We start from the raw sequence: 23,984 nt of genomic DNA, 5'->3' as shown, positions 1-23,984 counted from the left end.
CAGGGGGAATCGTGGTGGGAGGCCCCGCCGCGGTCGGGCCGAGTGGGACGCGGACGATGCGGGCGCCAGCCGCGATGGCGTGTTCCAGCCCCGCCCCGTTGCCCGTGCTCTACTGATGCTCGGCCCGCGCTCTCGCCACCGCCTTCTCCGCACGCCCACCACCTCCCCATGATCACGGCCTTGACCTGCGGATTTCGCAGAAGGCCCCGGTGTGAACAGTGAGCGAATCCCTGGCGTGACGGGTTTTGGAGGCGCCGTGCCACGTCCTAGCCTGCCCGGCATGTCTGACTTCTCACGCCGTAAGGTCCTCGGCACCCTCGCCGCAGGGTCCGCTCTTTCCGTCCTGCCGCCCTCCCTCCTGACGGCCATGGCCGCCCCCTTGCCGCGCGGTGGCCTGCGGGCCGTCGAGCACGTCATCGTGCTGATGCAGGAGAACCGTTCCTTCGACAACTACTTCGGTGCCCTCAGGGGCGTCCGCGGCTTCGGCGACAGCAGAGCGCTGCGCCTGCCCGACGGTACGAGCGTGTTCGAGCAGCCCCGCTCCGGCGGGCCCGCCGTCCTGCCGTTCGCCGCGCGGCAGGCGGCCCTCGACGCCGGACGGCCCGAGAGCGACATCCAGTACCTCGGCTCGCTGCCGCACGGCTTCACCGACGGGGTACAGGCCCGCGCGAACGGATGGTGGAACGACTGGATCGCGGCCAAGGGCCAGAGCACCATGGCTCACTACGACCGGCGCGACATCCCCCTCCAGTACGAACTCGCCGACCGCTTCACCATCTGCGACGCCTACCACTGCTCCGTCTTCGGCTCCACGAACCCCAACCGAAACTATCTGTGGACCGGCACCACCGGGTTCGAGCCAGGCGGCGGGGGCCGGGCCGTCACCAACGCCGCGTACTCCTACGGCCACGCCGGCTACGACTGGACCACCTACCCGGAGCGTCTGGAGGCCGCCGGGGTCTCCTGGCAGATCTACCAGGAATGGGACAACTTCACCGACAACGCGGTGGAGTACTTCAAGCCGTGGAAGCGGATCGGCCGGAAGATCCTCACCGCCGCCGGGTTCGCCTACGCCACCACCGAGGAGTTCTACGACCGGCTGTGGGCGAAGAACGCCACTGAGCGGCAGGCGGACCTCGCCCGGTTCCGTACCGCGGTCGACGCCCTCCCCGAGGACGAGCGCCGGCTGTTCCTCCGCGGCGCCCACCGCTCCGAACCGGGCACCCTGCTCACCCGGATCAAGGCCGACATCAAGGCCGGGACCCTCCCCAAGGTCAGCTGGGTGGTGCCCACGGCCGCCCTGTCCGAGCACCCCGGCTCCTCCACACCCGTCGGCAGCGCCGGGCTCGTCTACGACTTGCTGGACGCCATCGCCGCCGACCCCAAGACCTGGTCGAAGACCGCGCTGTTCATCAACTTCGACGAGAACGACGGCTACTTCGACCACGTCCCCGCCCCCACCGCGCCCAGGCCGGACACCGGCGACGGCGACGACTGGGTGGGCGGCCGCCCCGTCGGTCCCGGACCGCGCGTCCCGATGACCGTCGTGTCCCCCTGGACGGTCGGCGGGTTCGTGAACTCCGAGCTCTTCGACCACACCTCCGTGATCCGCTTCCTGGAGAAGTGGACCGGGGTCCAGGAACCCAACATCAGCGCCTGGCGGCGCAGCGTCTTCGGCGACTTGACCTCCGTCTTCGACTTCGACCGCGCCTACCGGCAGCCCGAGGTGAAGCAGCCCGGCGCGGTCCCGGCACCGATCGGCCGCTGGAATCCGGTGCCGCCCTCGACGCAGGCGCGGCCCGTCCAGGAGCCCGGCGTCCGCCCCACCCGGCCGTCCCCGTACCGGCTCTCGCTGCGCGCCACCGTCACCGACACCGAGGTGCGGCTGGCGCTCGGCAACGAGGGGCGGCGGGCCGCCGCGATCACCGCGTACCCGGGGGACGGGACCGCTCCGCGGGCCTGGACCGTCGCCGGCAGGGACAGCACCACCGGCAGCCTGCCCTACGGCCCCGAGGGCTACGACCTCCAGGTGCACGGCCCCGGCTGGGCGCTGTGGGAACTGCGTGGCGCGGGCACCGGCGCCGAGGCGCATGTCGTGGAGCGCGCCCACGCCCGCAGCGTGGACGTGGAGTGCAGCAACCCATCGGGGCGCATCCGCACGCTCCTGGTGGGGGAGTCCACCCATCCGCGGCGAGGAGAGGGCCGCGTACACACCGTCCGGCTCGCGCCCGGCCGGAAGAGGACCGTATCCGTACCCCTCGCCCGCCACGGCTGGTACGACATCGTCGTCCTCGACGAGGACGACCCGCGCTTCCTGCGGCGGATGTCCGGCCGGCCCGCGGACAGCGGACCGGGCGCCACCGACCCGGCGATCGGGACCGGGCCGGCGCTGAGCGCCGCGCTCACCCTGCCGGAGCCGCTGCCTCCGCTGACCGCCCCGCTCGTGCAGGGCAGCCCCGCCGAGGTGACGGTGCGCGTACACAACGAGGAGACGGGCCGGCTGCGGGACCTCGCGGTATCGCTGCTGGCACCGGCCGGCTGGACGGTCGAGTCCTCCGGGCCGGTCCCGCGGAGCCTGCCCGGCGGCGGCTCGACCGACCTGCGCTTCACCGTCACCCCCGCGGTCGACGCCACCACCGCCCCCCTCACCATCGCCGCCCGCGCCGAAGGCAACGGCCTGCTGCGCGTCGCGGACGCCCGGGTCCGGGCCGAGGTCGCCCGCGCGGTGACCCTGACCCTGACCGCGCCGGCGAGCTCCCCCGACACCGACGGCTGCGCGCTGTACCCGGAGCAGCCCCTGGCCGTGACCGCCACCGTCACCAACGCGGGCAACGCCCCGCTCACCGACCTGTCGGCGGCACTGGCGATACCGGACGGCTGGCGCGCCGAGGCGGCCGCCGACACCCCGGTCTCGGTCCCGGCCCGCACGTCGGTGAAGGTGGTCTGGCAGGTCACGGCGCCCGCATCAGCGGCCCGCACGTCGACAACGCTGAAGGCGACCATCGGCGCACGCACCGCGGGCGGCGCGGCGGTGGAGCAGACGACGGCGCTGGCCGCCCGCGTGGGGCCGGTGATGACCGGCTACCTGCTCGCCGAGAACTTCGAGTCCCTCACCGACCGGCTGGCCCCGGCCACCGACCTGAGCCGTCCCGGGCTGCGGGGCTGGACGCGGACCGCGCCCGAGGGATGGACGGTCACCAACGCGGCCGGCATGCCGCAGGGCACGGAGGAGCTCAACGGCTGGTCGTTCCTGTCCCGGCAGTTCTGGTTCCCGGCCGGCCAGGAACGCGCCGCGTTCGGCCGGTCCCTGGGCGTCGTCGCCGTCGCCGACCCGGACGACTGGGACGACACGGGCAGCCCGTCCAGCCGTGGCACCTTCGATTCGACGCTGATGACGCCCGAGGTCGCGATCCCGGTGGGAACCCCGACGCTGTACCTGGGCTTCGACTCCCACTACCGGCAGGAGAGCCCGCAGGAGGCCGAGGTGACCGTGCACTTCGACACCGGCGCCACCTCTCGGGTGCTGCACTACTCCAGCGCGCCGTCCGGAAACACCAACAGCGGCCGCGACCAGCAGAACCGTCTCGTCACCTGTTCCTTCCCGGTCCCGGCCGACGCGCGCACGGCGAAGGTGGGCTTCCGGGTCCACCAGGCGGGCAACAACTGGTTCTGGGCCGTGGACAACATCAGGCTGGGAGCCTCCCCGGTCACCGACATCTGAGAAGCCGTCGCCCTACCGATCACGGAGGCTGTCGACCGAACGGGAGCCTCGATCGGGTGACCGCGGGCCCTGCCCGGAATGGGGCAGGGCCTGGCGGCGTACGGGGAGAATTCAGGGGAGCGGGACGGCAGCGCACTGCTACGGTCGGTCGCTATGAGCTGGCTTCCCGATGACTTCGTCCACCCCGTCCTGGTACCGCTGCCGGGCGGTGGCCATCACCTGCGGCCCATCCGGGAGGCGGACACCCCGCTCGACTACCCGGCGGTGATGGGTTCGCGCGAGCGCCTGTGGACCATCTTCGGCCCGGCCTGGGGCTGGCCCGCGGCCACCATGACCTACGAGGCCGACCAGGCCGACCTGTTGCGACACGAGAAGGAGATAGCCGCCCACCAGTCCTTCAACTACGCACTGTTCGACGCGGCGGAGACAGCTCTGCTCGGCTGCGTCTACATCGACCCACCGGAAAAGGCCGGCGCGGACGGCGAGATCTCCTGGTGGGTGGTGGACGAACTGGTGGGCAGCAAGGTCGAGCAGGCCCTAGACGAGCTGGTACCGCAGTGGATCGCCGCCGACTGGCCCTTCGAGCAACCGCGCTTCCTCGGCCGAGACATCCCCTGGTCGGCCTGGCTCGCCCTACCGGAGCACCCCGACGCGTAAGCGGTTGTTACGCGTACCGCTCTCTCGAAGGCTGTCGATCGAACGGAAGTCTTGACCGGGTAACCGCAGCGGTTTCCGCGCGTGAAAGCAGGGCCTCCAGGTAGCTCGGCGGTGCGATCCCCTACCGAGCGGTTCCCGGAGGCCCTGCTGCCTTGTTGTACGTGCCCGAGCATGTTGCCCTCAACTCGCCCGCCGTTGCGGCCGGTGCCGGTCTGCTTTCAGAGGTGGGGTGTACGGCCCTGAGGGCTACTGCCACCGACAGCTGTTGGACGCGATCCGCTACCTGGCCGCAGACGGGATCTCGTGGCAGGCGATGCCCTCGGACTTCCGCGCATGGACCCGGGTCTACGCGTTCCACCGCCGCTGGCGCGAGCACAGGCTGATCGCCGAGTCCCACGACCCGCTTCGCGGGACGGTCCGTGAGCGCGAGGGCCGCGAGGCCGAGCCCACAGCAGGGATCACCGACACGCAGTCGTGCCGGCCACCTCACCCGGCTACGACGACGGGAAGAAGGTTCCGGGCCGCAAAGCGGCACACCGTGACCGACACCCTCGGCCGGCTCCTGGCCGTCGCGGTCACGGCTGCGAACATCGCCGACCGGGACACCACGGCGGGCCTGCTGATGCGGCTGCGCCGTCTGCACCGCGACATCACCCCCCTCGTGTGGCGGGACCAATTCGCGTGGACCTTGGAGATCGTCAAGCGCACCGACGACACGGCAGGGTTCATGGTGCTGCCGAGGCGGTGAGTGGCAGAGCGTACGTGCTAGGCGATCGTCCGGTGTTCGATGGTCACGCGGACGAGCTGGCGTCTGGGACGGCCACGGTCCGCTGGACGGGCACTGCACGCCCCCGACGCGTCCAGCAGGAGCCACCCGCACTCCGCCTGGCGCCGGACTTTCGGCCCCAGCCCCTCGACTTCCGTCGGCGTCGCGTCAAGGCCCGGCTCCACCGCGATCTCCTCGGCCCGAAGCGGTCCGTGCCCCGTGGACAGCTGCCGCCCCAGCACGCCCAGAATGCGCCGACAGTCCGGCGCCAGAACCGTCGCTGGCAGCCCTTCCCGCCAGGACGGCACCGTAGAGCCCGTCACCGACGCGAGCGGCAGCACCGCATTATCCTCGGCCAGGTCCCGCTGGTGATCTCGGCAGCCGAGGCTGCCAGGGCCTCGACCAGCTCTTCCCGCGCCAGTACCCGCCGGTCCAGCCCGACCCCGACGACCTCCAACACCTCAGCCGTCCGGGCGACTTCCTCCCGTGGCCCTTCCACTCGAACACGGGCCCCTGTGCCCCGCTCCTCCGGCATTCCCAGCACCGACTCCATCGCGCACCCCTCGCTCAAGGAGCGGAATCAAAACGCCGGATGTCTCTCTCATGCCGAGCTGGACCATGCCTGACCAGCAGAACCAACGGATCGCGTTCGGTTGGGATACGGCTTCTCAGCTTGTTCTTTAAGGTCGGACCGGGCCAGTGGCGACACGCGGCAGGGTCAATGCGGCAGGGTCACCAACCGCCCCGAGGAAATCCGATGGCACCGACAGCCTTCCGATGACAAGACTGCACCGGTGAACACCCTGCCACCGCCGCCCGATCCGCTCCTCCTGCCGGTACGGGACCCGCGCGCCCGCGACCTCGTTCTCGACTATGCGGACATGCACGCCCTGGTTGCCGACCTGGTTCTGCCCGGCGGCGCGTCGATGTACGTCATGAGTGCGTTGGAAACTTCCCGCGAGCTCATCAGGCACTCCTACTACCGGTACGAGTTCGCCACCGTCGCCGTCACGCATTCCCTGTTCGCCCTGGAGCACGTCCTCGCCGAGCGTCTGGCCACGAACGAACCACTCCACGACCTGATCGAGCGGTCCACCGACGCAGGGCTCATCACGGCCGGACTCGCCGCCGAACTCGACCGCAGCCGACTGCTGCGCGACAAGCTCACGCAGGGCGCCGAGTCAAGTGCCGCCCTCCGCCCACTCCAGGCCATCGCAATGGTGCGTGCCGTCTTCGATGCCATCTCCTTGCTCCTTCGCCCACCGTCCGCGGCAGAGGCGACGGCCGCCGACGCGGGCGGAACACAGCCCGAAGGCGGCCTCGCCCGGCTGTGGGAGGACCACCTGCGCGCCCTGTTCCCCGACGGCTTCCGCGGAGTGGACTTCGACGGCGTAGACCTGGTCCTCCTGGACGCCGACATCGCCGGCCTCGTGCAGAGGGAACTGAAGGGCGGACTCGACGACAATGGCATCGCCTACCTCTGGGGCTGCATCGCCGACCTCAACAAGATCGTTCCTCTGATCAACGAGGAGTACTGCGCCTCCTACTTCACGAAACTTCGGACCATGGCCCAGGTCGCAGCAGTGCGCTACATCCCCACCGCGACCTGACCACCGAGGTTGAAACAGATCGGCGTCTCCCGCGACCCCGTCAGGGTCTGGCTCGGTCGCATTCGAGGATGGTCTCGGGTCGTTTGACGGTTTTGCCCACGTCGTAGCGGGTGGCGGGATGTCGGTTCTTCGAGCCGGTCGGGCGTCCGGGGCTGGGCCGGATGGGTTTCGGCGCACGGGCCGGATAGGGCAGGTTCGGGTGGAGGTTCCTGAACGCCCGGCGGACCGGGGCCGGGGTGAGCCGGCCGGGCTCGGCCGGCTTGTCCCACGGACGACGAAGGTCTGCGACCAGGGGCCGGGCGAGGCGCAGTTGGGTGTGGGCGGAGATGATCAGCCACGTCCACAGGTCCGCCGCCGCAGGCGCACGAAGCTTCGGACGGGTCCAGCCCAGCGTCTGCTTGATCATCCGGAAGGTGTGCTCCAGATCGAACCTGCGCAAGAACGCCTGCCAGCGCAGATCGACGTCCTCACCCGACAGGCCGGTCGCCGACGACCACAGCCAGACGGGCAGCGGATCGTGGCCGCCGGGCAGACGGTCGATCTCCAGGCGGATCAACATGCCCTCGATGAAAGGGAGTTCGCCGGTGTCGTCGATCCATGCCGAGCGTGTGGTCAGCCTCGGGTGAATGCGGTCCCAGGCCATCACGCGAGCGGTGCCGTAGCGGTCGCTGACCTGCACGGTCTCCGCGTCGGTATCGCCCCATGAGTCCGGCTTGGCGAAGCGGAACTCCTTGCCGTGCTTCGGCGGTCGTCCTCCCTGCGGCGGAGAGATCCACGGGACCGGGACGGGCTCGCGCATCACACGGTCCGGCCATGCGCGGAGCGTCGTATCCGGCATCAGAGACGACCAGGATGTCGCGGTCACCCGGTTGCCATCGGCCCATCTCGATGAGGTCGGTGACACCCGGCGGACTCGGGCGGCGGTGACCTCGGCGACATCGTCGACCGGCCCCAGCCGGAGCGCGTCCAGGATCTGATACCACGAGGTCCTGCCCGACTCCAGCGCGGCGACGAACGAATAGGGCCAGCCGGGCACGAACTGGTCCGACGAGCGTGCGCTGCGGCCGTAGACGTGACTGAACAAGCGGTCCGCACTGGTCGGCGCGTCCGGCCGCAGCCAGTGGGTGACAACCACGGCCAGCACCTGCCGCAGCCGCGGCACATCGACGTTCCCGCCGTTCAAGGCTTCGTACATCGCGGCATGCCCGCGGCGGTGCTCGGCGGTCAGCGTGAGGTCGACATCGTGATGCACAGGCTCATTCCCCCACGGCCTTCGTACGGGTCAAGTGCCTCTTTCGTCGGAGCACAGGATCAGACGAAGGCCGTGTTCACGTCCCCGGAATCCTCGTACGAGCGAGCACGTTCGGCGCATCGTTCGAGGTCAGGCCATAAAGAACAAGCTCAGGCGTTTCCAGGCCGCTGACGTGCAGGGCTCATGGCTCCGTCACCCGATCAGCGGTCATTGTGAAAGAGCTCAGTTTCCCCAGCCGGCGTAGATGGTGACGTGCTCGCCGGTGTCCCTGGCTCCGACGCACACGTCTCGCCAGTCGAGCAGCCAGCCCCTGGAGTGGCACCTCTCCTGCTGGAGGCCCAGTTCGCGGATGATCTCCGGGCGGGACAGGCCGTCCTCGCTGATGACGGTCGCGGTGCGCCAGCAGCCGCCGGAACCGCAGCTGGTGCCTTCCTCGATCATGGTGATGTCTGGCGGCAACGTGGGGAGAGCCTTGGCTGACGGGGCGTCCGAGCCTTCGCTGATCAGCAGCGCGTACAGGAGGCCGGCCACGAGGGTAAGGGCGAACTGCATCCCCAGAAAGCCGATCGCTCCATTGCGGCGGGAGATCCATTCCGGGGGAGGGGAGCTCTCGTACCGTCCTTCCAGTGCCGCCCCACAGGCGATGAGCAAGGGCGCGAGAACCGTGAACAGCAGATGGGCATCGGGCCTGGGGGCGTCGATCCAGCCCTGCTGGACGCTGATCAGCAGACTGGCTCCGGCGAGCAGCGCGCCGCCCAAAGGGAATCCGACGGCGCGGGTGCGGGCGATCGTCATCCAGACGACGGCGGGCGCGACGGCGAAGAGTATCCCCAGGACAGTCAGCATGTGCGAAGGGACGTGCGACCCCAAGCACCCGGTTCCACGGGACCCGGGCTCACCTCAAGACCGTCAGACGTTCAGTGACAAATCGTTCAACGAGTACCGAGTCTGTCAATCGAGCAGTGCTCCGCCATGGGCGCGGGGATGGCCCCGTCGCCAGGGCCAGGGCCAGGGCCAGGGCCAGGGCTAGGGCTAGGGGACTCCCTGCTCCCTGTGCCTGTGTGGGGATGTTCCGGGCGCCAGCCCGGGCTGGATCCTTAGAGGTCGTTTTCGCCCGGTATTTCGTCCCGTGATGGGATGTTCTATGGCGCTCTTCGGGTCGCGCCAGGAGATGGTGTTCTCGCTAGTGAGGCGGCGGGCCATGAGCCCGGTCATCGCGAGGTGGATCATGGCTTCGGAGCGGGTCGGCAGGCTTTCGTAGTCGCGGACCAGGCGCCGGTGGAGCATGAACCAGCCGTAGGTCCGCTCCACCGCCCAGCGTTTCGGGATCGGAGTGAAACCCCTGGTCCCGGGCTTGCGGGAGGTAATCTCCATGTCGATGCCGAGAACGGCGGCATGCTCGACGAGGTGCTGGCGGTAGCCGCCGTCGACCCACACTTTCCGGATGCCGGGGTGGTCGCCGGCGACCTGGTCGATGAGCCGGGTGCCGGCGATGGAGTCCTGCACGCCGGCCGCGGTGACCAGTGCGGCGAGGAGGAGCCCGAGCGTGTCGGTGACGATGCTCCGCTTCCGACCGACGATCTTCTTGCCGGCATCGATGCCCTGGCTCGAGGCCGGAACGCTGGTGGAGGTCTTGACGCTCTGCGCGTCGATCACACACGCCGAAGGCTCGCCGTTCCGGCCCTCCTTCTCGCGCAGCAGTTGCCGCAGTATGCCGTTGAGCTGCACGAACACACCCTCATCGGCCCATTTCGCGAAGTAGCCAAAAACGGTGTTCCAGTGCGGGAAGTCGTGCGGGAGATAGCGCCACTGAACCCCGGTGCGGTCGACATACAAGATCGTGTCCATGATGTCGCGCAGGTCGTGTTCCGGCGGCCGGCCGAAGTGCAGAGCCGTACGCCGGCGCTCGAGACGCCAGGCGGTCAGAACCGGCTCGATCAATTCCCAGCGGGCATCGGACAGATCACTCGGATACGGACGTCGCTTCGCCATGCTTCCGCCTACCGCTACGAACCGCATGCGCCCAGGCGCACAGCAGCGGCGTCCGAAGCACGCCACCGCGAAGACCGGGCATCCTGGGATGAGACAGGATCACTTCGAATCCAGCCCCATCCGCAACCTCACCTGTCCGGCGAAGAGCGGCAGCATCGACAATCTCACCAGCACCGCCATCCAGCACCGCAAGAAACGCCTTATAGGTGGCAGTTCAGGCGAAAGCGACCTCTAAGGCGTCGTTTCCTTTGGCGGTTCAGTTCGTTGTGCTGGGCATGACGAGTCTTGCCGAGCGGTTGGTGCCCGATGAGTTGTGGGAGTTGTTCCGCAGGGTGGTGCCGGAGACGGTGGTGATACGCCCGCAAGGAGGTGGCCGCCGACGGGCCGGGGACCGTGAGTGTCTGGCCGCGATCGTGTTCGTGGCCACGTCGGGCTGCACGTGGCGGCAGGTGCCGCCGTTGTTCGGCCCGGCCTGGCCGACGGTCTACCGACGTTTCGCCCGCTGGAGCAAGGAGCGGGTCTGGGCCCGCCTTCACCGAGTCATCCTGAATGAACTCGGGGCCCAGGGGGACCTGGACTGGTCGCGTTTCGCCGTCGACTCGCTGAGTGTCCGGGCCCTCGAAGGGGGCTGTTGACCGGACCGAATCCGACCGATCGCGGCAAGAACGGGTCGAAGATCCATCTCGTCACCGACCGGTCCGGCCTGCCGGTCGCGGTCGTCATCTCCGCGCCCAACACCCACGACAGTCTCGCCCTCCAGCCGCTCGTCGCGTCGATACCGCCGATCCGCAGCCGCCGCGGACCTCGCCGCAGACGGCCCGACAAGCTCCACGGGGACAAGGGCTATGACTACCCTCACCTGCGGCGATGGCTCCGCTCTCGCCATCACGCCACGGATCGCCCGCCGGGGCATCGAGACCTCACAGCGGCTCGGACCCCATCGATTGGTCATCGAACGCACCATGTCCTGGCTCGCCGGCTGCCGCCGGCTCCACCGCCGCTACGAACGCAAGCCGGAACACTTCCTCGCCTTCACCGCCATCGCGACCAGCCTCATCAACTGCCGACGACTCACCAAGTGACGTTCTAGTCGGCGTCGCTGACGGCTGTGCGAGAGGAGCTCGTGGTCACGATGTCGATGGCGATACGCAGAGACATCTCTTGCCAACCGAGCAATGCGCGAGTGATCGCGATCGACTGGATGATGCTCATGCCGCGTTCAGCCAGCAGATCCTGAACGGCTTCCATCCCTTCCCCCGCGAGGATGGGCCGGCATTGCTCGACGAGCGCGGTCCATCGCGCCGCTTCCTCGGGCCGCAGCCCGACGACGTGGTCAAACATGGCTAGACCTGCCTTCCTGAACTTGCGCGAGCCATGGTCCAGGGCGGGTGGCCGTGCCGTGCGGCGTGGGTGCGGAAGTCGAAGAAGCCCAGACCATCGATCTTGCACTCGGTGTCGATCTCTTCGAGCGTCCAGCAGTGGTCGGAGTAGTCGTCGATGGCGACGCCGCCAGCTTCGAGGATGTGTGACAGGAGGTTGCGGATCTCGGCAGTCCCGTCGATGCGGCTGGAGACGCTGACCAACAGGTCCCAGGTCGGGCGATGGTCGAGCGCGGAGTCCAGCAGGCCTACGTCCTCGGGATCCCAGCCGGCGAACAGGTGACCGTCCTGCTCGTCCTCGAGGTCGATGTAGAGCTTCCCGTCCGTCCAGTATCCGTTCTTGCCGGGCATCAGCCGGTCAAGCCGTGCGGCTGTCGCGGTCGACTCTCCAGCGGGGAACATGTAGACGCTGCGCATGGGCGGAGCGTAAATGGCGACGCAGGGCTGCGGCCAGGGAGTTTCAACCCGGCCATAGATTGCCTTCGTCGATGGTGGCAGTGCGAGCAGCGACTTCGCTGAATGACAGATGTCGAGGTTCACCGTTGAGGTACGGCACTGCTGGCTGCCATCAGCTCCACTGCCGCTACGAACACAAGTCGGAACACCCCCTCATCTATCGACGACTCACCAAGTGAAACGACGTCTTACTCCCGGGCGGTGAATGGATTGAGGCGGCAACACGCCTGTTTAGGCGGCCAGTCCGTAGCCGCTTTGAACTGCTTCCGCTTTCCGTCGCGACCAGGCGAGCTGTGGCTCTTTGCCCGTCTGATGCAGTTCCCGAGGGTTCGGGTACAGCGCGGCCGTTGCCGCGTACGCGTGGCCGACTTGCTCCTGCACGAACCGCTCTGAAGGCGCCCCGGACCTCGTCCACCCACTCCTCCAGGAGGGGCACGTTCCGTCTCCGACACTGTCAAGACCGGTCGTCAGCGGCGTCGAACAGCGTCTGCTGTTCGACGTACGTCAACGCTCGGCGCCCGGGAAGGCCCTCGAAGGAGGCCACGTGATCGGGGTGTTCCAAGCATGGCACACCTGCACCGGGACCTGCCCGAACGCCTCTTGGCAGGCGGAGGCCCAGGAGTCCCGTCCATCGGTGACGAACGCGCAGAACAGCTGACGCTCGCCTTGCTGGCCTCGCACTCTGGAGTGCGCGATCGGGGAAGTGCCGGACAGCTTGGCGGAGAAACAGGCTTCGACGTCTTCCGGGGGCCAGTCCCACGGGTACGTGCCGTTGAACAGCGCGAAGGGCGAGCCCACCCCGTCGGCATGGCCTCGAACAGAGCCTGAGCCTGGTCTATCGCCCGGAGGTTATCCGTCACCACCAGGCTGATCGCGCCCGGCACATCGGCAGTAGCCACACCAGCTCACACGGTTGCGGTCGTCAGCACCTGGACGAGCGACAACCGCACCTCCCCGACCAGGTCGGAAGCAGTCACCAGGCCAGGCGGAATGATGTAGCCGACACAGCTCTGCCTGTTGGCCGTCGTAGGACGAAGCCACAAGCCGTCCGACAGGTTGCAGCCGGTTGCAACGGACGGCGACTGGACCGCCTCGGTCGTCGTTCACGTGCCAGCCCGCGTTCAGAGGGCCTCAGCCATCGGTGTCAGTGGATGTCGTCAAAGTGCTGTGCATGACTAACGCACTTGACGGCATCGACTGGTCCGCGATGAGCCACGCCCATGGTCCGGCCGACGACGTGCCCGTGTGCCTTCGGGCTATGGGCTCGACGACCCCGACATCCGCAGGAAGGCGTTCGGCGAGTTCTACAGCGCGGCCCACCGCCAGGGCGACGTGTACGAGTGTACGAGGGTGAGCCTGCCGTTCCTGTTCACGATGGCGGACGACCCCACGACTTCTGACCGTGCTGCGGCGTGGGACTGCTGCTGAGCATCCGGCGCGAAGCCATCACGCCCAAGGACGGCGCCTGGATCGGACTGGACGGCGACATCTCGGCGGCCTGGTCGGATACAGCGGCAGGGATGCGCGAGCGTGCGGATACGTTCGTCGCCCACGCGGGCGATGAGGACCCGGACGTGCGGCGCGCCGCGATCGAGGGCCTGGGCCTGTTCCTCGATGACCCCGAGCGCGCGGCCGCGATCCTCGGCGACCGGCTGCCGGCCGAGCCCGGCATCGTGGAGCGGCTCCTGGTAGGGGAGACGATGGCCGACCTGGCGCTGCGGCTTCCGGCCGCGCGGCCCGACGCCACCGAGTGGCTCGCTGCCCTGGCCGAGGACACCACCGCGGCCCCCGGCATCCGGCTCGCCGCCCTCGTCCACCTGACCCGCTGCGCCCCGGAACACCTCACCGACGACACCGTCCCCACAACCATCGCCCTGCTGCGCGACCTCCCACCCGATCCGCAGACCATGACCGATGATCAGGCATGCCGGGCGGAGTCCGGCGCATGCGCGTGCACCCCCACCCCGCCGCACATCGCCGCCGCGTTCGAGGACCTCGAGCGGCACAGCCGTCGCCACGCGCCCACCACTTCCCTGCTGCTATTGGACCACCGGGTCCCCGAGCGCACCCTCCTGCTCACCGCACAGCTCCGCAGCCCGACCCCGCCACCCGGTACGACGCGATCCGCGTGGCCCAGGACGTGATCGGCTGCTGGCGTGGCAATCACACCGCCCTCGTCGTCCTTATCGCGGATGGCCTGCTCCCCACCGACCCGTACACCGCCGTGGCGGCTGCCGAGAGCCTCGGCTCCCTTGCGCCTGTCGCCGCCGGCCCCGCCGGCGAGACGCTCGCCGCTCACGTCGCCGCACACGAGCCCGACGCGTGGGCGCCGCCGCATCCGCCACGGCGGCGTGCCTACCAGAAAGCCGTCATGGCACTGGCCCGCCTCGGCGACACACGCGCCCTGCCCGGTCTGCTGACGGCGCTCGTCACCGGCATCGACGCCCGGCGCGCCGTACAGGTCGCAGGCCATCTGTGCCTGGCCGCAGCCGAACTGGTGCCACGCCTGTGCAGGCGCCTGGACGCCGTCGACTTCTCGGGGGCAGCGGCGCGACATCAGCATCGGCGCCTGCACCTCCGCCCTGGCCGAACAGGCCGAAACGACCGCTGTTCCCGCGCTTGCACGGGTCCTCGCCGAAGCGATCCGTCACGAGCAAACTCCGGCGGACGTCTCCGCACGGGAGGCCCTTACCTTCTTGGGCATCGACGCCGCACCCTCAGCGAACCTCGCCCGTCCTCTCGCCGACGTCAAGGACGTGACCCTGGGGGCCGGGGCCAACGGCGGCCTGGTAGGCACTCGAACGCGACTCGGCGCGAGTCCTGCCCTCTCTGCGCAGCCTGCTCGACACCTACTGCAGCAGGGAGGCAGCCGACGTCCTCGCCCTCGTCGGCCCGCCGGCCGCGAGCACCCTGCCGCGCCTGACGGAACTGATGACCACCGGCGACATATGGACCCGCCTCCACGCTGCGATCGCCGTGTGGGACATGGCAGGCCCGCCGGAGGCCGACAGCGTCGTCCGGACCCTGCTGGACCTCTGGACAGAAGAACGAGGCGACCATGCGCCGTATCGTGCCCGTCCTCGACCGAATCGGCCCGGCGGCGGCACCGGCCCTCCCAGACCTCGAGGCAGAACTCGCGCACCCCCGCCGCAGGACCGGCATCTCCCTCGACGAAGACCTCCATCACACCCGCCGCACCCTCCACAGCCGCCGCCTCTGTCGCACTGGAAGCTGGCCGTCGGCGATGACTCGCCGACCGGACGGACTGGTGTACGAAGACCGTGGAATCGACCAACATCATCACTCCGCCCCAAGGCCGTCTGCCCAGCCGCAGCAACGAAACCCACCCACCCCGGACACGGCTCCATGACGAAGTTCGCCACGGTCAGCGCTTGCTCGGTCAACAGGGGCGCCACGCTCTCATGAGGCGACGTGGTCCGTTGACTAGCTCATCCGACTAAGTCGTTACAGTGGTGGGCATGGCTCATGTCCCCGCGGCCGAGCGCCGCCCACAGCTCATCAAGGCGGCCATCGCCCTCATGACCAGGGAGGGCGTCGCGGCCGGCAGCACGCGTGCCATCGCGGCCGAACTGGGTGTCGCGCAGGCCACGGTCCACTACACCTTCGGTACGAAGGAGGACCTGTACCACGCCGTCATGGGACAGCTCACCGACGACCTGATCGCTCAGGTCGAGCGGGCGGCGCCGGAGGGAGGCGATTTCGAGACGACGATCGCGGCGCTGGCAGCGGCCCTGTGGCGCACCGCCCGGGAGGACACCGCCGGCTATCACCTGCTCACCGAGCTGACGATGCTTGCCCTGCGGACCCCGCGCCTGAGCGAGGCCCGTGAGGCCCATTACCGAGAGGTGCTCGACGTGACGGCGCGGCTGATCGCGGAGACGGCGGCGCGCACGGAGTACGAACTGGCGCAGTCACCGGAGACGATCGCCCGGTTCTTCCTCGCCGGGTTCGACGGACTGACGCTGCAGTGCCTCTCCGTACCGGACGACCCTTCGGAGGACACCGGCATCCGGGCCCTGGTCTCGGCGACCGTGGCGCTCGCGGGCGGGAGCCTGAAGCTCGCCGACCTCCCCGACGTCTGACACCGGGCACGGACACGTCGGCGTACGCCCGACCGAACGTTGCCAGTGAGGTACAGCGATACATCCTCACCCTGAAGGTGGTCGTACGCAGGTCGGGGAGCCAGGCCCCCCGACCACTCAGGGCGCGGCACACGACGGTCCGTCAAGGGCACCCTACGGGCGCCGCTGCTCGATGGGGGCTACGCCCCACCCTGGACCGACCGACCGACCGACCGACCGACCGACCGACCGACCGCCCTGTCCCGAGGCCGGCCGACCATCGGCCGGCCCCGGCCGTGCGGCGGCCAGGCGACCAAGGGCGTTCGCTCGTACCGGGCTGGCGAGACAAGTAGTCAGCCGGCCCAGACGTCCTCGACGTAGCGGCCGGACTCGATCAGACCCTCCAGCCAGGTGGCGGCCTCCTCCTCGCCCTCGCCCGACCTCTCGCGGTGGATCGCCGTGAACGCCTCGCGCACGGCGGGCGCCATCCGGCGGCCGTCGCCGCAGACGTAGACCTTCCCGCCGGCCTCCAGCGCGGCCCACACCTCGTCGCTCTCCCGCGCGATGCGCTCCTGCACGAAGCGGGCGCCGTCCACGGGCGCGTGCATGAAGGTGGGGCGCATGCTGACGGCACCTGCGGTCTCGGCCGCCTCGAACTCCGCGCGGTGGAGGTAGTCGACGTCGGGGTGGTCGCAGCCGAAGTAGCAGAGCAGCGTGCCGGTGGACCCGGCGTGGTGCCGGTCGAGAACGGCGCCGCGGAAGGGCGCGAGGCCCGTGCCCGCGCTCACCAGGATCACCGGCACCGACGGGTCCTCGGGCAGGCGGAACGATTCGCCGCATGGCAGCACCCTGGCCTGGACGGTGTCTCCGGCGTTCACGGTCTGAACGTGGTGCGAGGCGATGCCGCGGAAGGTGCCCTCACCGCCCCGGTGGGGTGCGGCGAGCAGCGACACCATCAGGTCCACCTCGCCGGGCGAGGCCGCCGCGGAGGAGGAGATGGAGTAGTGGCGGGGCCGCAGGACCGGCAGCAGTTCCAGGAAGCGCTCGAAGGACAGTTCGCAGGCGCGGTACGTCTCCAGGAGGTCGAGGAGGCTGTGACCACCCGCGGTCACCTGCTCGCGGAAGGCGTCCGGGTCGGCGGAGGCGAGCGCGGACAGGGGTTCCTTCTCGGGCGGGCAGGCGGTGTGCTCGGCGAGCACGGCGACCTGCTCCTGGGTCGCGGGGTCCTGGAGCTCGACGAAGTCGGCGAGCAGGCGGCGCAGGGTCAGCGGGCGGTCGACGGGCAGGGCGTTACGGCTGCGGCGCCGGGCGCGCAGCCGGATGGTGCGGTCCAGGTCGAGGCCGAAGCGGGCGGCGACCCGCTGGACGAGGGCGTCCGGGTTGCTCGGGAGGACGGCCAGGTGGTCGGCGGTTCGGTACGTGACGCCGTCGGGCAGCCGCAGCCGCAGGAAGCGCTTGGAGCGGCCGAGCTCGTGGTCCGTATCGACGAGTTCGTACGCGTCGAGCACCTCCATCGGCTGGACGCCGTGCCGGGCGGCGAGGCCCCCGATCACGGACTCGGCGGTGTCCTCCAGCTCGTAGAGCCCCTGCTCCGCGGCGTCGGGATCGGCAGCACGGCCGGTGTCGGTCGCCGTCTCCTCTCCATAGTGGTCGAGCAGCGCGGTCCACAGCTCGCCCGTCCACCGGTCCACCGCGCCGGCGAAGTCGCCCGACGCGTCGGCGGCGCCGCGTGGCAGAAGCGGTACGGCTCCGGCGGCGGCCAGCCGCTCGTCGATGAGGGTGGGGATCCGCTGGTAGGTGGCGGCCCAGTTGCGGTCCCCGACGCCGAGGACGGCGTACCGGAGTCCGGCGAGCGCGCCGGGCTCCAGGCCCTCCAGCCAGGCGACGAACTCGGCGGCGTCGTCGGTGGGCCGGCCGTTGTAGGAGGCGGCCGCGATGACGACCGGTCCGCCGGCGGCGCTCAGCTGCCCCGCGCGGCTGTCGAGAGAGACCACGGAAGGTGTGAAGCCGTACGCGACGCCGTCTTCTCCCAGGTCGCGGGCGATGCCCGCGCAGGTGCCCAGATTGGATCCGTGCAGCAGGCTGAGCGCGGTGCCGGGGGCCCGCCGGGACACCGCGGTGTCCCGGCCGGTGGTGGCGGTGCTCGCCGCGGCGGGCATCCGGCGGTCGTCCTTCGTGCGCCGGGCGAGCTTCAGGGTGAACGCGTCGGGCTTGATGGTGAGCGTCTGCTTGATCTTGAGTTCGTAGTTCGTGTGGTCGATCAGCCGGTAGCGGTGGACCAGGAGGCCGAGCAGCAGGGTGGCCTCGTGCAGGGCGAACTGGCGGCCGATGCAGGCGCGTTCGCCGTTGCCGAACGGCTTGAACAGGTGGACGGAGCGCTTCTCCTCCTGTTCCGGGCTGAAGCGCTCGGGGTCGAAGAGTTCGACGTTCTCGCCCCAAGCCGGGTCGCGGTGCAGGGCGGGCGTGTGCACCATCAGCGTCTCGCCCTTGCGTACGGCGTACTTGCCGCCGATGACGGTGTCCTCGATCGGGTCGAGGGCGAAGGCGGGCGCGGTGGGCCACAGGCGCAGGCTCTCGTTGAGGATCTGGCGGATGTAGGTGAGCTTGCCGATGTCGGCGTAGTCCGGGTCGGGGGTGTCGGTGTCCCCCCAGAGGGCATCGACCTCGGCCTGTGCCCGGGCGAGCACCTCGGGGTGCTTGGTCAGGTAGTAGAGGGCGAAGGAGAGGGAGCCGCTGGTGGTCTCGTGCCCGGCGATGAGGAACGTGATCACCTGGTTGCGGATGTTCAGGTCGTCCAGGGGTTCGCCCGTGGCGGTGTCGCGGGTGTGCAGCATCAGTCCGAGCAGGTCGTCGGTGCTCGTGCCGCCGGAGGCCCTGCGCTGCCGGATCACGTCGTCGACGAGGTCCGTCATCAGCTCGGCGTCCTGGCGGAACCGCTCGACCTGCTTGCGTTTGAACAGCTCCGTGCCGGGGATGGACTCCCCCTTGGCCTGGGTGAAGGCGAGCGCGCGCACCATCGCGTCGATGAACGGGTGCATCCGCTGACGGCGGAACGAGTCGAAGTCGAAGTCGAACCCGCACAGTCCGATGGTGTCGAAGGTGAGACGGGTCATGTCCTCGGGCACATCCACCGCCTCCACGCCGGCGAACCGGTCCCACTTCCCGATCAGGGAGTGGGCGACCCTCAGCATGGTGCCGTGGTAGCTGCGCATCGCGCCGAGTGAGAACGCCGGCATCAGGATGTCGTGCGCCTTGCGCCAGTTGGGCTCGTGGTGGAAGGCCGTGAACAGGCCGTCCCCCGCGAACCGGCGGATCTCGACCAGTTCCGAGTGCACCTTCTTACGGAACCGGGTCTCGTCGCACAGTTCGGTCACCAGGTCCACACCGCCGACGACGACCGTCTCGGCCCCGAAGAGGCGCACCCGGTACACCGGCCCCAGTTCCTTGACCTCCTTCATCAGATGAACGAGACCGTCGGCGCCCGCAGGGATGCTGAAGGCGTGACCGACCAGGGGCAGCGCGGGGCGCTCGGGTATCGCCTGGGCCCTGTCGACGGGGGCGTGAGTCATGTCGTGCCTTTCGTCGTTCTCAGCTGTCGCTTGCCGTCCAACATACATTGTCACTCGACAATGTCGACCGATCTGTTTGCTCGACCGGGTCATGCGAGCGGCCCATGGGGTCACGGCCCCGAGAGGGATACGCCATGAGCGCGATGCTCGCCGGACGGCGCCACCTGGACACGCTCACGTTTGCCGTAGAAGAGATCCCCGCGCCGGTCCCGGGTCGGGAAAGGTTCTGATCGAGGTGCGTGCCGCCGGAGTCTGCCTCTCGGACGTCCACCTGATCGACGGCAGCATCAGCCCCTTCCATCCCGCCGGAGCGGTCACGAAGGCTCGCGCGCTCACGCTCGGTCACGAGGGCGCCGGAGTCGTCCACGCCCTCGGCCCGGACGTGAAGGGAGCGTGGACACGTGCGGGGACTGCCTCCGCCGAAGCCCCATGTGCCAGGCGCCGCTGACGTGCGGTGTGGACTACGACGGGGGCTGGGTCGCGTACGCCATCACCCGTGAGGACGCCCTGGTCCCGATCCCGGGCGACCTCCCCTTCAGCCAGTCGGCGATCATCCCGGCGCCGTCTCCACCCCATGTGCCGCGATCACCGAACGGGTGCGGTCAAGCCCGCGCATTCCGTCGGCATCTGGGGCGCGGGTGGCCCTTGGGTCGCTGCCGGCCCTGCCCCGTCCCTTCCCCTGCTCCTAGTCGTGATCGTGGTGTGCGGAAGGAGTCCGTGGGTGGCTGACCACCACGCTCACCACGGCTGTCGTGACTTACCACCGTCAGCGAGGAGGCGTTTTGTCTGCTTCGGTGAAAGCGGTTCAGGTAGGGCTGGCCGTAGGGTGGAACAGCGGGTCAGAAAGTCGGCTCTCCGCAAGCACGGGATGGCCCCGCCGATGCCTCCACCCACCGTTCGGCGTCATCCTGCTCCCTGTCTGCGCGGGGATGGTCCCTGCACTGGCGAGGTGTCCTCGCCCGACCCCAAGCTGCTTCCTGTGCGCCCTGGTGATCTTGAATGTGGCGGTTTCATGGTTGTCTCGCCGAGGCAGGGTTTGGTCGTGGTCGGCGGAATTCGGTCGCTGGTCGAGGTGGTCGCTTCTCATCTGCGTCAGGTGATGACGGCTGACTTCACCCCCTCGTCTTCGCCGACGACGGGTCGGCGGTGCAGGCGTCACTCGATCCGGAGCATCCCTTTGGCTATCCCTCTTCATGCTCGTGACCGGCACTGTCCAGGGGAGGACGGTCCCGTGTCTGTCCGCTGAGCAGCGGGTCTACTTTCATCAGGGGTACGAGCCCACGGACCGCGATCGGCACGACATGATTCGACTCCGGCAAGCCTTCGGGATCGCCACCCGCTTCTGAGGAGCGGGCTCTGCGGCTCGCCCTGCTCTTTCACGCCAGGACGATGTCCACTGGAAGGGACAAGCCACCCGTATCGAGAGGAGAGCCGCCCCGAAGTGGGACACCTGTCCCGTCTCATCGGATCACGTTGTAGAGACTCTATGTGTGCTGGGCAGTGACAGGTCTGCCTGAGATTCGTCTCGCAGGGCGATGCGGCGGGATGGATTCCTCTCCGTGGATGCGTCGGCCATCTCATCGATCACGGTTGAGGTCGGGATACTGAGCCGTGGTTCGTCATCTTGACTGAGACTCAGACGAGGCGATTCTCAGTGGATTTGGCATCTTCCAAGGACAGGGTCAGCTTGAGCGGACCCCGGGGTTGGGTCCGAAGTCCCCGGTTTCGGCTCGGGCCGTTGTTTCGGCGATGCTCGCCATGCGGGCCCTGGCCTCGTCGAGGTGGCTCGGGCAGCTGCTCAGCCGAAACTGAGGGCCTGCATAGCCGGCCCCGACGACGGTGATCACTGAGCCGATCGCTGGCCAGTCTGCAGGGTTGACGTAGTTGTCGTCGATGTAGGCGCGGTCGACCACGCCGATCTCCCCGGACGGAATCTGGACCCTGAGCCCGTAGGGCATGTGGTGGAGGACGGTTCCGTCGGTCACGGACCACTTCGTCAGCTGCTCGGCCATGGCACGAGTCTTCCAGCTGGCGAGGGGAGGGGTGAGCTGATCGTCCGTGAGGACGGGTGGCAGGTCCTGGGCCGCAACGGTCCAACGCCAGGCGGCTTCGGCCCGTATACCGTGATGTCCGTGTCGGTGTGATGAGACGCAGAGACTGTTCAAGGCAGTGGTCTCGGATCTCCGTAGGGTCCTCCGGCAGAGTGTCCAGGCGGCGGTTCCAGCGCTGGTGCAGAGGTGATGGGTCGGCCTCCCGGAACCACTGAACTGTGACCTTGCGGACGTGGGGTGGTCCAGGCGATGAAGGGGCTCTGGCGGCGGCGGACGAGTCGTCGGTCCTGGCGGTTGGTGCACGTTATCTCGGGAGGCGCGGACAGGTCGTGTTGGTTCCCGCCGAGGACCCAGAGCCGGTGCCGGTGGCAGACGCCTTCGTGGGCGCCGGGGCTGCGGACCACGAGTCCGTAGATTCCGCGATGTGCCATGCAAGACTATGCCCGGCGGGGTCTGCGCCTCCTCCCACCGCGAGGCGTCCGAAGGGCACTACGGCGCCCAGCAGATGAGCGGCAAGTGGCTGGAAGGCCACGAGAACGAGCTCACCGTCTACCGCTGGCGGTACGGCCCCGAGCAGTGGGCGGACATGCTCAAGCGCCACGGCTGCACCGGAATCGACGCCTGCCGCCTGGCCCACCCCGGCCCTGCCACACTCGGCACGCTGCTGGTCACCGCCACAGTCTGACCACCGAACGGCAGCACGCCACCAGACCGGCCTCCGGACTATAGGCATCCGGGTCAGCTGTACGCGCCCAAGACCGGCGTGCATGAGGGACGGGAACCGGGGTACGCGGCCGACAGGAGCATGGGACTGCTCTTCGCCGCTGGCCCTGAGGCTTCCCCCCCTGCCACAGGTCGGCGGCCTGACGATCGCCCCGCCCGGAACCCCCCTCCGCGGCGGGGCGATCGTCTCGTTCCGGAGATGTCTCACGGAGCAGCCCCGACCCGTGCCCGGGCATGCCGCGGCAGCTCACTCGGGCGGGTGGTGTGCGCGGCGAGGGCGTCCCCGGGGTCGGAACAAGCCGGTTGTCTGATCACGAAGCCATCCTGCACACCGCCGCCGCCACCGCCTTCGCTCTGCTCCTGGTCACAGCAGGCGCCGCCCCGGCCCTGGCCGCGTCGTACAAGTACGGCCAAGAGAACGCCTGCGTCGGCAAGGGGCTGGGGTGGCTGGGGTGCTCACCGGGCATGGTGGTCAAGCCCTGGCACAAGACGGGGGCGAAGGCACGCGGCGTCGGGTGGGTGTACGCCTCCCTGGAGCTCACGGGCAAGCGGCGAGTGCATCACGCCCGGTGGTTGTACCAGCGGCCTGGCGGCAAGCTCACGGCCGCCTCCGGGTGGAAGAAGGCCAAGCGCCCCGCGGACGCGTCGTTCGTGGAAACGCACTGGGGGTGGGACGGACGGACCGGGCCCCAGTACCCGGTGAACAGCAAGATGTGCATCGAGTTCCGCGAGACCGGAAAGTGGGCCTGCGTCCGACTGCGATGACGCAGCAGCCAGGCCACGCCTCCATCGGCACCGCCGCTCGTCCGCGAGCGACGGTCCATCACTGAGGTGACGCGCAGTCAGCGTGCTCCTCCCGCGACGTCTGAGCTGGAACTCATCCGACGCGGAGGCCCTCCGCGTCGGCCCCACTCGGTCGCCCAGGTCGCCGCGCAGACGGGCATCGCCCGCGCCTGCGCGTCGAATGGGTCAACCGCTCCCGTGGGCAGGGCTGCTCGTTTCCCATCGAGGAAGGCCCCATCGGGACGGCGTGCCCACGCAAGACGCTCGGCACGGCGACGGCCCCCCTCACCTCCTGGTACGGCACTGCCGGCTCAGGCGGCCTCGAGGGAGTCGATCCAGGCGATCAGGCGAGCGCCCTCACGGTCCATGATCCCCGGGTCTCGCAGCGCGTTGGCCAGCAAGGACATGCCCTGATAGGCGCCCACCAGGGTAAGGGCCAGGCCCTCGGGATCCGGCTGGCCAAGCTCGCGGAACTGACCCTCCACCCAGGTCAGCAGGAGCCGGACAACCCTGCCCGCTTCGACGTCCAGGCCACCCTGGTCGCGTTTTCCCAGCTCCGCAGCGAGAGTGCCGGTCGGGCAGCCGTAGCGGACGGCGAGTTCACGCTGACTCACCCAGCCCTCGATCAGGCCCTTGAGACGCTCACGAGGATCGGGGAGCCGGCTCAGGTGGTCGATGAGCAAGTTCAGGTGTCGCTCGTGCTCGGACAGCGCGGCGGCGACGAGTTCGTCCTTGGTCTTGAAGTAGTAGTACACGTTGCCCACAGGCACCTCGGCCGCGCGCGCTATATCGGCGATGGTGGTGCGCTCGGCGCCTTGCCGGTGGACGACGTCGGCCGCGGCTTCCATGAGTCGCTGCCGCTTCGCGCCGGCGCCTCGGGCGCGGGCAGGCTCCTTAGAGTCAGTCACCCGACTAACTATACGACTCGACTCGTGCTACGCTC

The 23,984-nt window shown here is 69.2% G+C and carries 16 protein-coding genes and 3 pseudogenes; 11 read left to right on the top strand and 8 right to left on the bottom strand.

From position 1 onward, the window contains the following. Window positions 1-280: 280 nt before the first annotated feature. The 4 genes from ACFXMG_RS00735 to ACFXMG_RS00720 all read left to right on the top strand — a co-directional run bounded on the left by ACFXMG_RS00735 (window position 281) and on the right by ACFXMG_RS00720 (window position 6,754). Window positions 281-3,721, top strand: coding sequence for a phosphocholine-specific phospholipase C (locus ACFXMG_RS00735; RefSeq protein WP_383813432.1), 3,441 nt, complete (start codon window positions 281-283; stop codon window positions 3,719-3,721). A gap of 153 nt (window positions 3,722-3,874) precedes the next feature. Then, the gene (locus ACFXMG_RS00730; protein WP_383813430.1) at window positions 3,875-4,378 is read left to right on the top strand and encodes an N-acetyltransferase; all 504 of its coding nucleotides are present in this window, start codon (window positions 3,875-3,877) and stop codon (window positions 4,376-4,378) included. Between the two features lie 229 nt (window positions 4,379-4,607). Next, entirely contained in the window at window positions 4,608-5,126 is a 519-nt protein-coding gene (locus ACFXMG_RS00725; protein ID WP_383813429.1) for a transposase, read from the top strand. Window positions 5,127-5,938: 812 nt separating this feature from the next. Continuing rightward, a complete protein-coding gene (locus tag ACFXMG_RS00720; protein ID WP_383813427.1) occupies window positions 5,939-6,754 on the top strand; it encodes a hypothetical protein in 816 nt (271 codons plus the stop codon). 40 nt (window positions 6,755-6,794) lie between these two features. Here ACFXMG_RS00720 and ACFXMG_RS00715 read toward each other — a convergent pair whose 3' ends face one another. The 3 genes and pseudogenes from ACFXMG_RS00715 to ACFXMG_RS00705 form a co-directional block, all read right to left on the bottom strand. After that, window positions 6,795-8,006, bottom strand: a complete 1,212-nt coding sequence (locus tag ACFXMG_RS00715) for a transposase (RefSeq protein WP_383813425.1) — start codon at window positions 8,004-8,006, stop codon at window positions 6,795-6,797. 222 nt (window positions 8,007-8,228) lie between these two features. Continuing rightward, window positions 8,229-8,852: a hypothetical protein gene (locus tag ACFXMG_RS00710; protein WP_383813423.1), complete on the bottom strand. Its 624-nt coding sequence runs from the start codon at window positions 8,850-8,852 to the stop codon at window positions 8,229-8,231. Between the two features lie 315 nt (window positions 8,853-9,167). Beyond that, a pseudogene (locus ACFXMG_RS00705) lies at window positions 9,168-9,998 on the bottom strand (IS5 family transposase); the annotation flags it as partial. A gap of 275 nt (window positions 9,999-10,273) precedes the next feature. On the opposite strand from ACFXMG_RS00705, the pseudogene ACFXMG_RS00700 reads away from it, so the two are divergent. Continuing rightward, window positions 10,274-11,080, top strand: a pseudogene (locus ACFXMG_RS00700) (IS5 family transposase). A gap of 4 nt (window positions 11,081-11,084) precedes the next feature. Here ACFXMG_RS00700 and ACFXMG_RS00695 read toward each other — a convergent pair. Beyond that, window positions 11,085-11,339 carry a hypothetical protein gene (locus ACFXMG_RS00695; protein ID WP_383813421.1) on the bottom strand — a complete coding sequence of 85 codons (255 nt, stop codon included), beginning with the start codon at window positions 11,337-11,339 and terminating at the stop codon, window positions 11,085-11,087. 2 nt (window positions 11,340-11,341) lie between these two features. After that, complete coding sequence (locus tag ACFXMG_RS00690; RefSeq protein WP_383813419.1) at window positions 11,342-11,794, bottom strand: hypothetical protein; 453 nt, start codon at window positions 11,792-11,794, stop codon at window positions 11,342-11,344. A gap of 1,451 nt (window positions 11,795-13,245) precedes the next feature. On the opposite strand from ACFXMG_RS00690, the gene ACFXMG_RS00685 reads away from it, so the two are divergent. Next, the gene (locus tag ACFXMG_RS00685; RefSeq protein WP_383813417.1) at window positions 13,246-13,977 is read left to right on the top strand and encodes a hypothetical protein; all 732 of its coding nucleotides are present in this window, start codon (window positions 13,246-13,248) and stop codon (window positions 13,975-13,977) included. 1,335 nt (window positions 13,978-15,312) lie between these two features. Then, window positions 15,313-15,936 (top strand): TetR/AcrR family transcriptional regulator, encoded by a 624-nt coding sequence (locus ACFXMG_RS00680; protein ID WP_383813415.1) that lies wholly within the window; start codon window positions 15,313-15,315, stop codon window positions 15,934-15,936. A gap of 332 nt (window positions 15,937-16,268) precedes the next feature. On the opposite strand, the gene ACFXMG_RS00675 is transcribed toward ACFXMG_RS00680, so the two are convergent. After that, window positions 16,269-19,484, bottom strand: coding sequence for a bifunctional cytochrome P450/NADPH--P450 reductase (locus ACFXMG_RS00675; RefSeq protein ID WP_383813413.1), 3,216 nt, complete (start codon window positions 19,482-19,484; stop codon window positions 16,269-16,271). Here ACFXMG_RS00675 and ACFXMG_RS00670 point away from each other — a divergent pair. Next, window positions 19,483-19,932 carry an alcohol dehydrogenase catalytic domain-containing protein gene (locus tag ACFXMG_RS00670; protein WP_383813411.1) on the top strand — a complete coding sequence of 150 codons (450 nt, stop codon included), beginning with the start codon at window positions 19,483-19,485 and terminating at the stop codon, window positions 19,930-19,932. The genes ACFXMG_RS00675 and ACFXMG_RS00670 overlap by 2 nt on opposite strands. Before the next feature lie 662 nt (window positions 19,933-20,594). Beyond that, a pseudogene (locus tag ACFXMG_RS00665) lies at window positions 20,595-20,830 on the top strand (nucleotidyltransferase domain-containing protein); the annotation flags it as partial. A 336-nt stretch (window positions 20,831-21,166) separates the two neighbouring features. Here ACFXMG_RS00665 and ACFXMG_RS00660 read toward each other — a convergent pair. After that, a complete protein-coding gene (locus ACFXMG_RS00660) occupies window positions 21,167-21,496 on the bottom strand; it encodes a hypothetical protein (RefSeq protein ID WP_383813409.1) in 330 nt (109 codons plus the stop codon). Between the two features lie 463 nt (window positions 21,497-21,959). Between ACFXMG_RS00660 and ACFXMG_RS00655 the strand changes: the two genes are divergently transcribed. After that, window positions 21,960-22,220, top strand: a complete 261-nt coding sequence (locus tag ACFXMG_RS00655) for a hypothetical protein (RefSeq protein ID WP_383813407.1) — start codon at window positions 21,960-21,962, stop codon at window positions 22,218-22,220. 341 nt (window positions 22,221-22,561) lie between these two features. Continuing rightward, complete coding sequence (locus ACFXMG_RS00650; protein ID WP_383813405.1) at window positions 22,562-23,023, top strand: hypothetical protein; 462 nt, start codon at window positions 22,562-22,564, stop codon at window positions 23,021-23,023. Window positions 23,024-23,352: 329 nt separating this feature from the next. On the opposite strand, the gene ACFXMG_RS00645 is transcribed toward ACFXMG_RS00650, so the two are convergent. After that, the gene (locus tag ACFXMG_RS00645) at window positions 23,353-23,889 is read right to left on the bottom strand and encodes a TetR/AcrR family transcriptional regulator (RefSeq protein WP_383813403.1); all 537 of its coding nucleotides are present in this window, start codon (window positions 23,887-23,889) and stop codon (window positions 23,353-23,355) included. Between the last annotated feature and the right edge of the window lie 95 nt (window positions 23,890-23,984).

This window comes from Streptomyces sp. NPDC059201 (assembly GCF_042754585.1).
GTDB lineage: Bacteria > Actinomycetota > Actinomycetes > Streptomycetales > Streptomycetaceae > Streptomyces.
Note: the sequence above shows the minus strand (reverse complement) of the source record. Positions and strands in the feature narration are given on the sequence as shown.

What these genes read in the sequence shown, in the direction of transcription:
- ACFXMG_RS00680 (WP_383813415.1), top strand. Translation starts at nt 15,313, where the DNA reads ATGGCTCATGTCCCCGCGGCCGAGCGCCGCCCACAGCTCATCAAGGCG.
- ACFXMG_RS00690 (WP_383813419.1), bottom strand. Translation starts at nt 11,794, where the DNA reads ATGCGCAGCGTCTACATGTTCCCCGCTGGAGAGTCGACCGCGACAGCC.
- ACFXMG_RS00660 (WP_383813409.1), bottom strand. Translation starts at nt 21,496, where the DNA reads ATGGCCGAGCAGCTGACGAAGTGGTCCGTGACCGACGGAACCGTCCTC.
- ACFXMG_RS00675 (WP_383813413.1), bottom strand. Translation starts at nt 19,484, where the DNA reads ATGACTCACGCCCCCGTCGACAGGGCCCAGGCGATACCCGAGCGCCCC.
- ACFXMG_RS00695 (WP_383813421.1), bottom strand. Translation starts at nt 11,339, where the DNA reads ATGTTTGACCACGTCGTCGGGCTGCGGCCCGAGGAAGCGGCGCGATGG.
- ACFXMG_RS00735 (WP_383813432.1), top strand. Translation starts at nt 281, where the DNA reads ATGTCTGACTTCTCACGCCGTAAGGTCCTCGGCACCCTCGCCGCAGGG.
- ACFXMG_RS00645 (WP_383813403.1), bottom strand. Translation starts at nt 23,889, where the DNA reads ATGGAAGCCGCGGCCGACGTCGTCCACCGGCAAGGCGCCGAGCGCACC.
- ACFXMG_RS00710 (WP_383813423.1), bottom strand. Translation starts at nt 8,852, where the DNA reads ATGCTGACTGTCCTGGGGATACTCTTCGCCGTCGCGCCCGCCGTCGTC.
- ACFXMG_RS00670 (WP_383813411.1), top strand. Translation starts at nt 19,483, where the DNA reads ATGTCGTGCCTTTCGTCGTTCTCAGCTGTCGCTTGCCGTCCAACATAC.
- ACFXMG_RS00730 (WP_383813430.1), top strand. Translation starts at nt 3,875, where the DNA reads ATGAGCTGGCTTCCCGATGACTTCGTCCACCCCGTCCTGGTACCGCTG.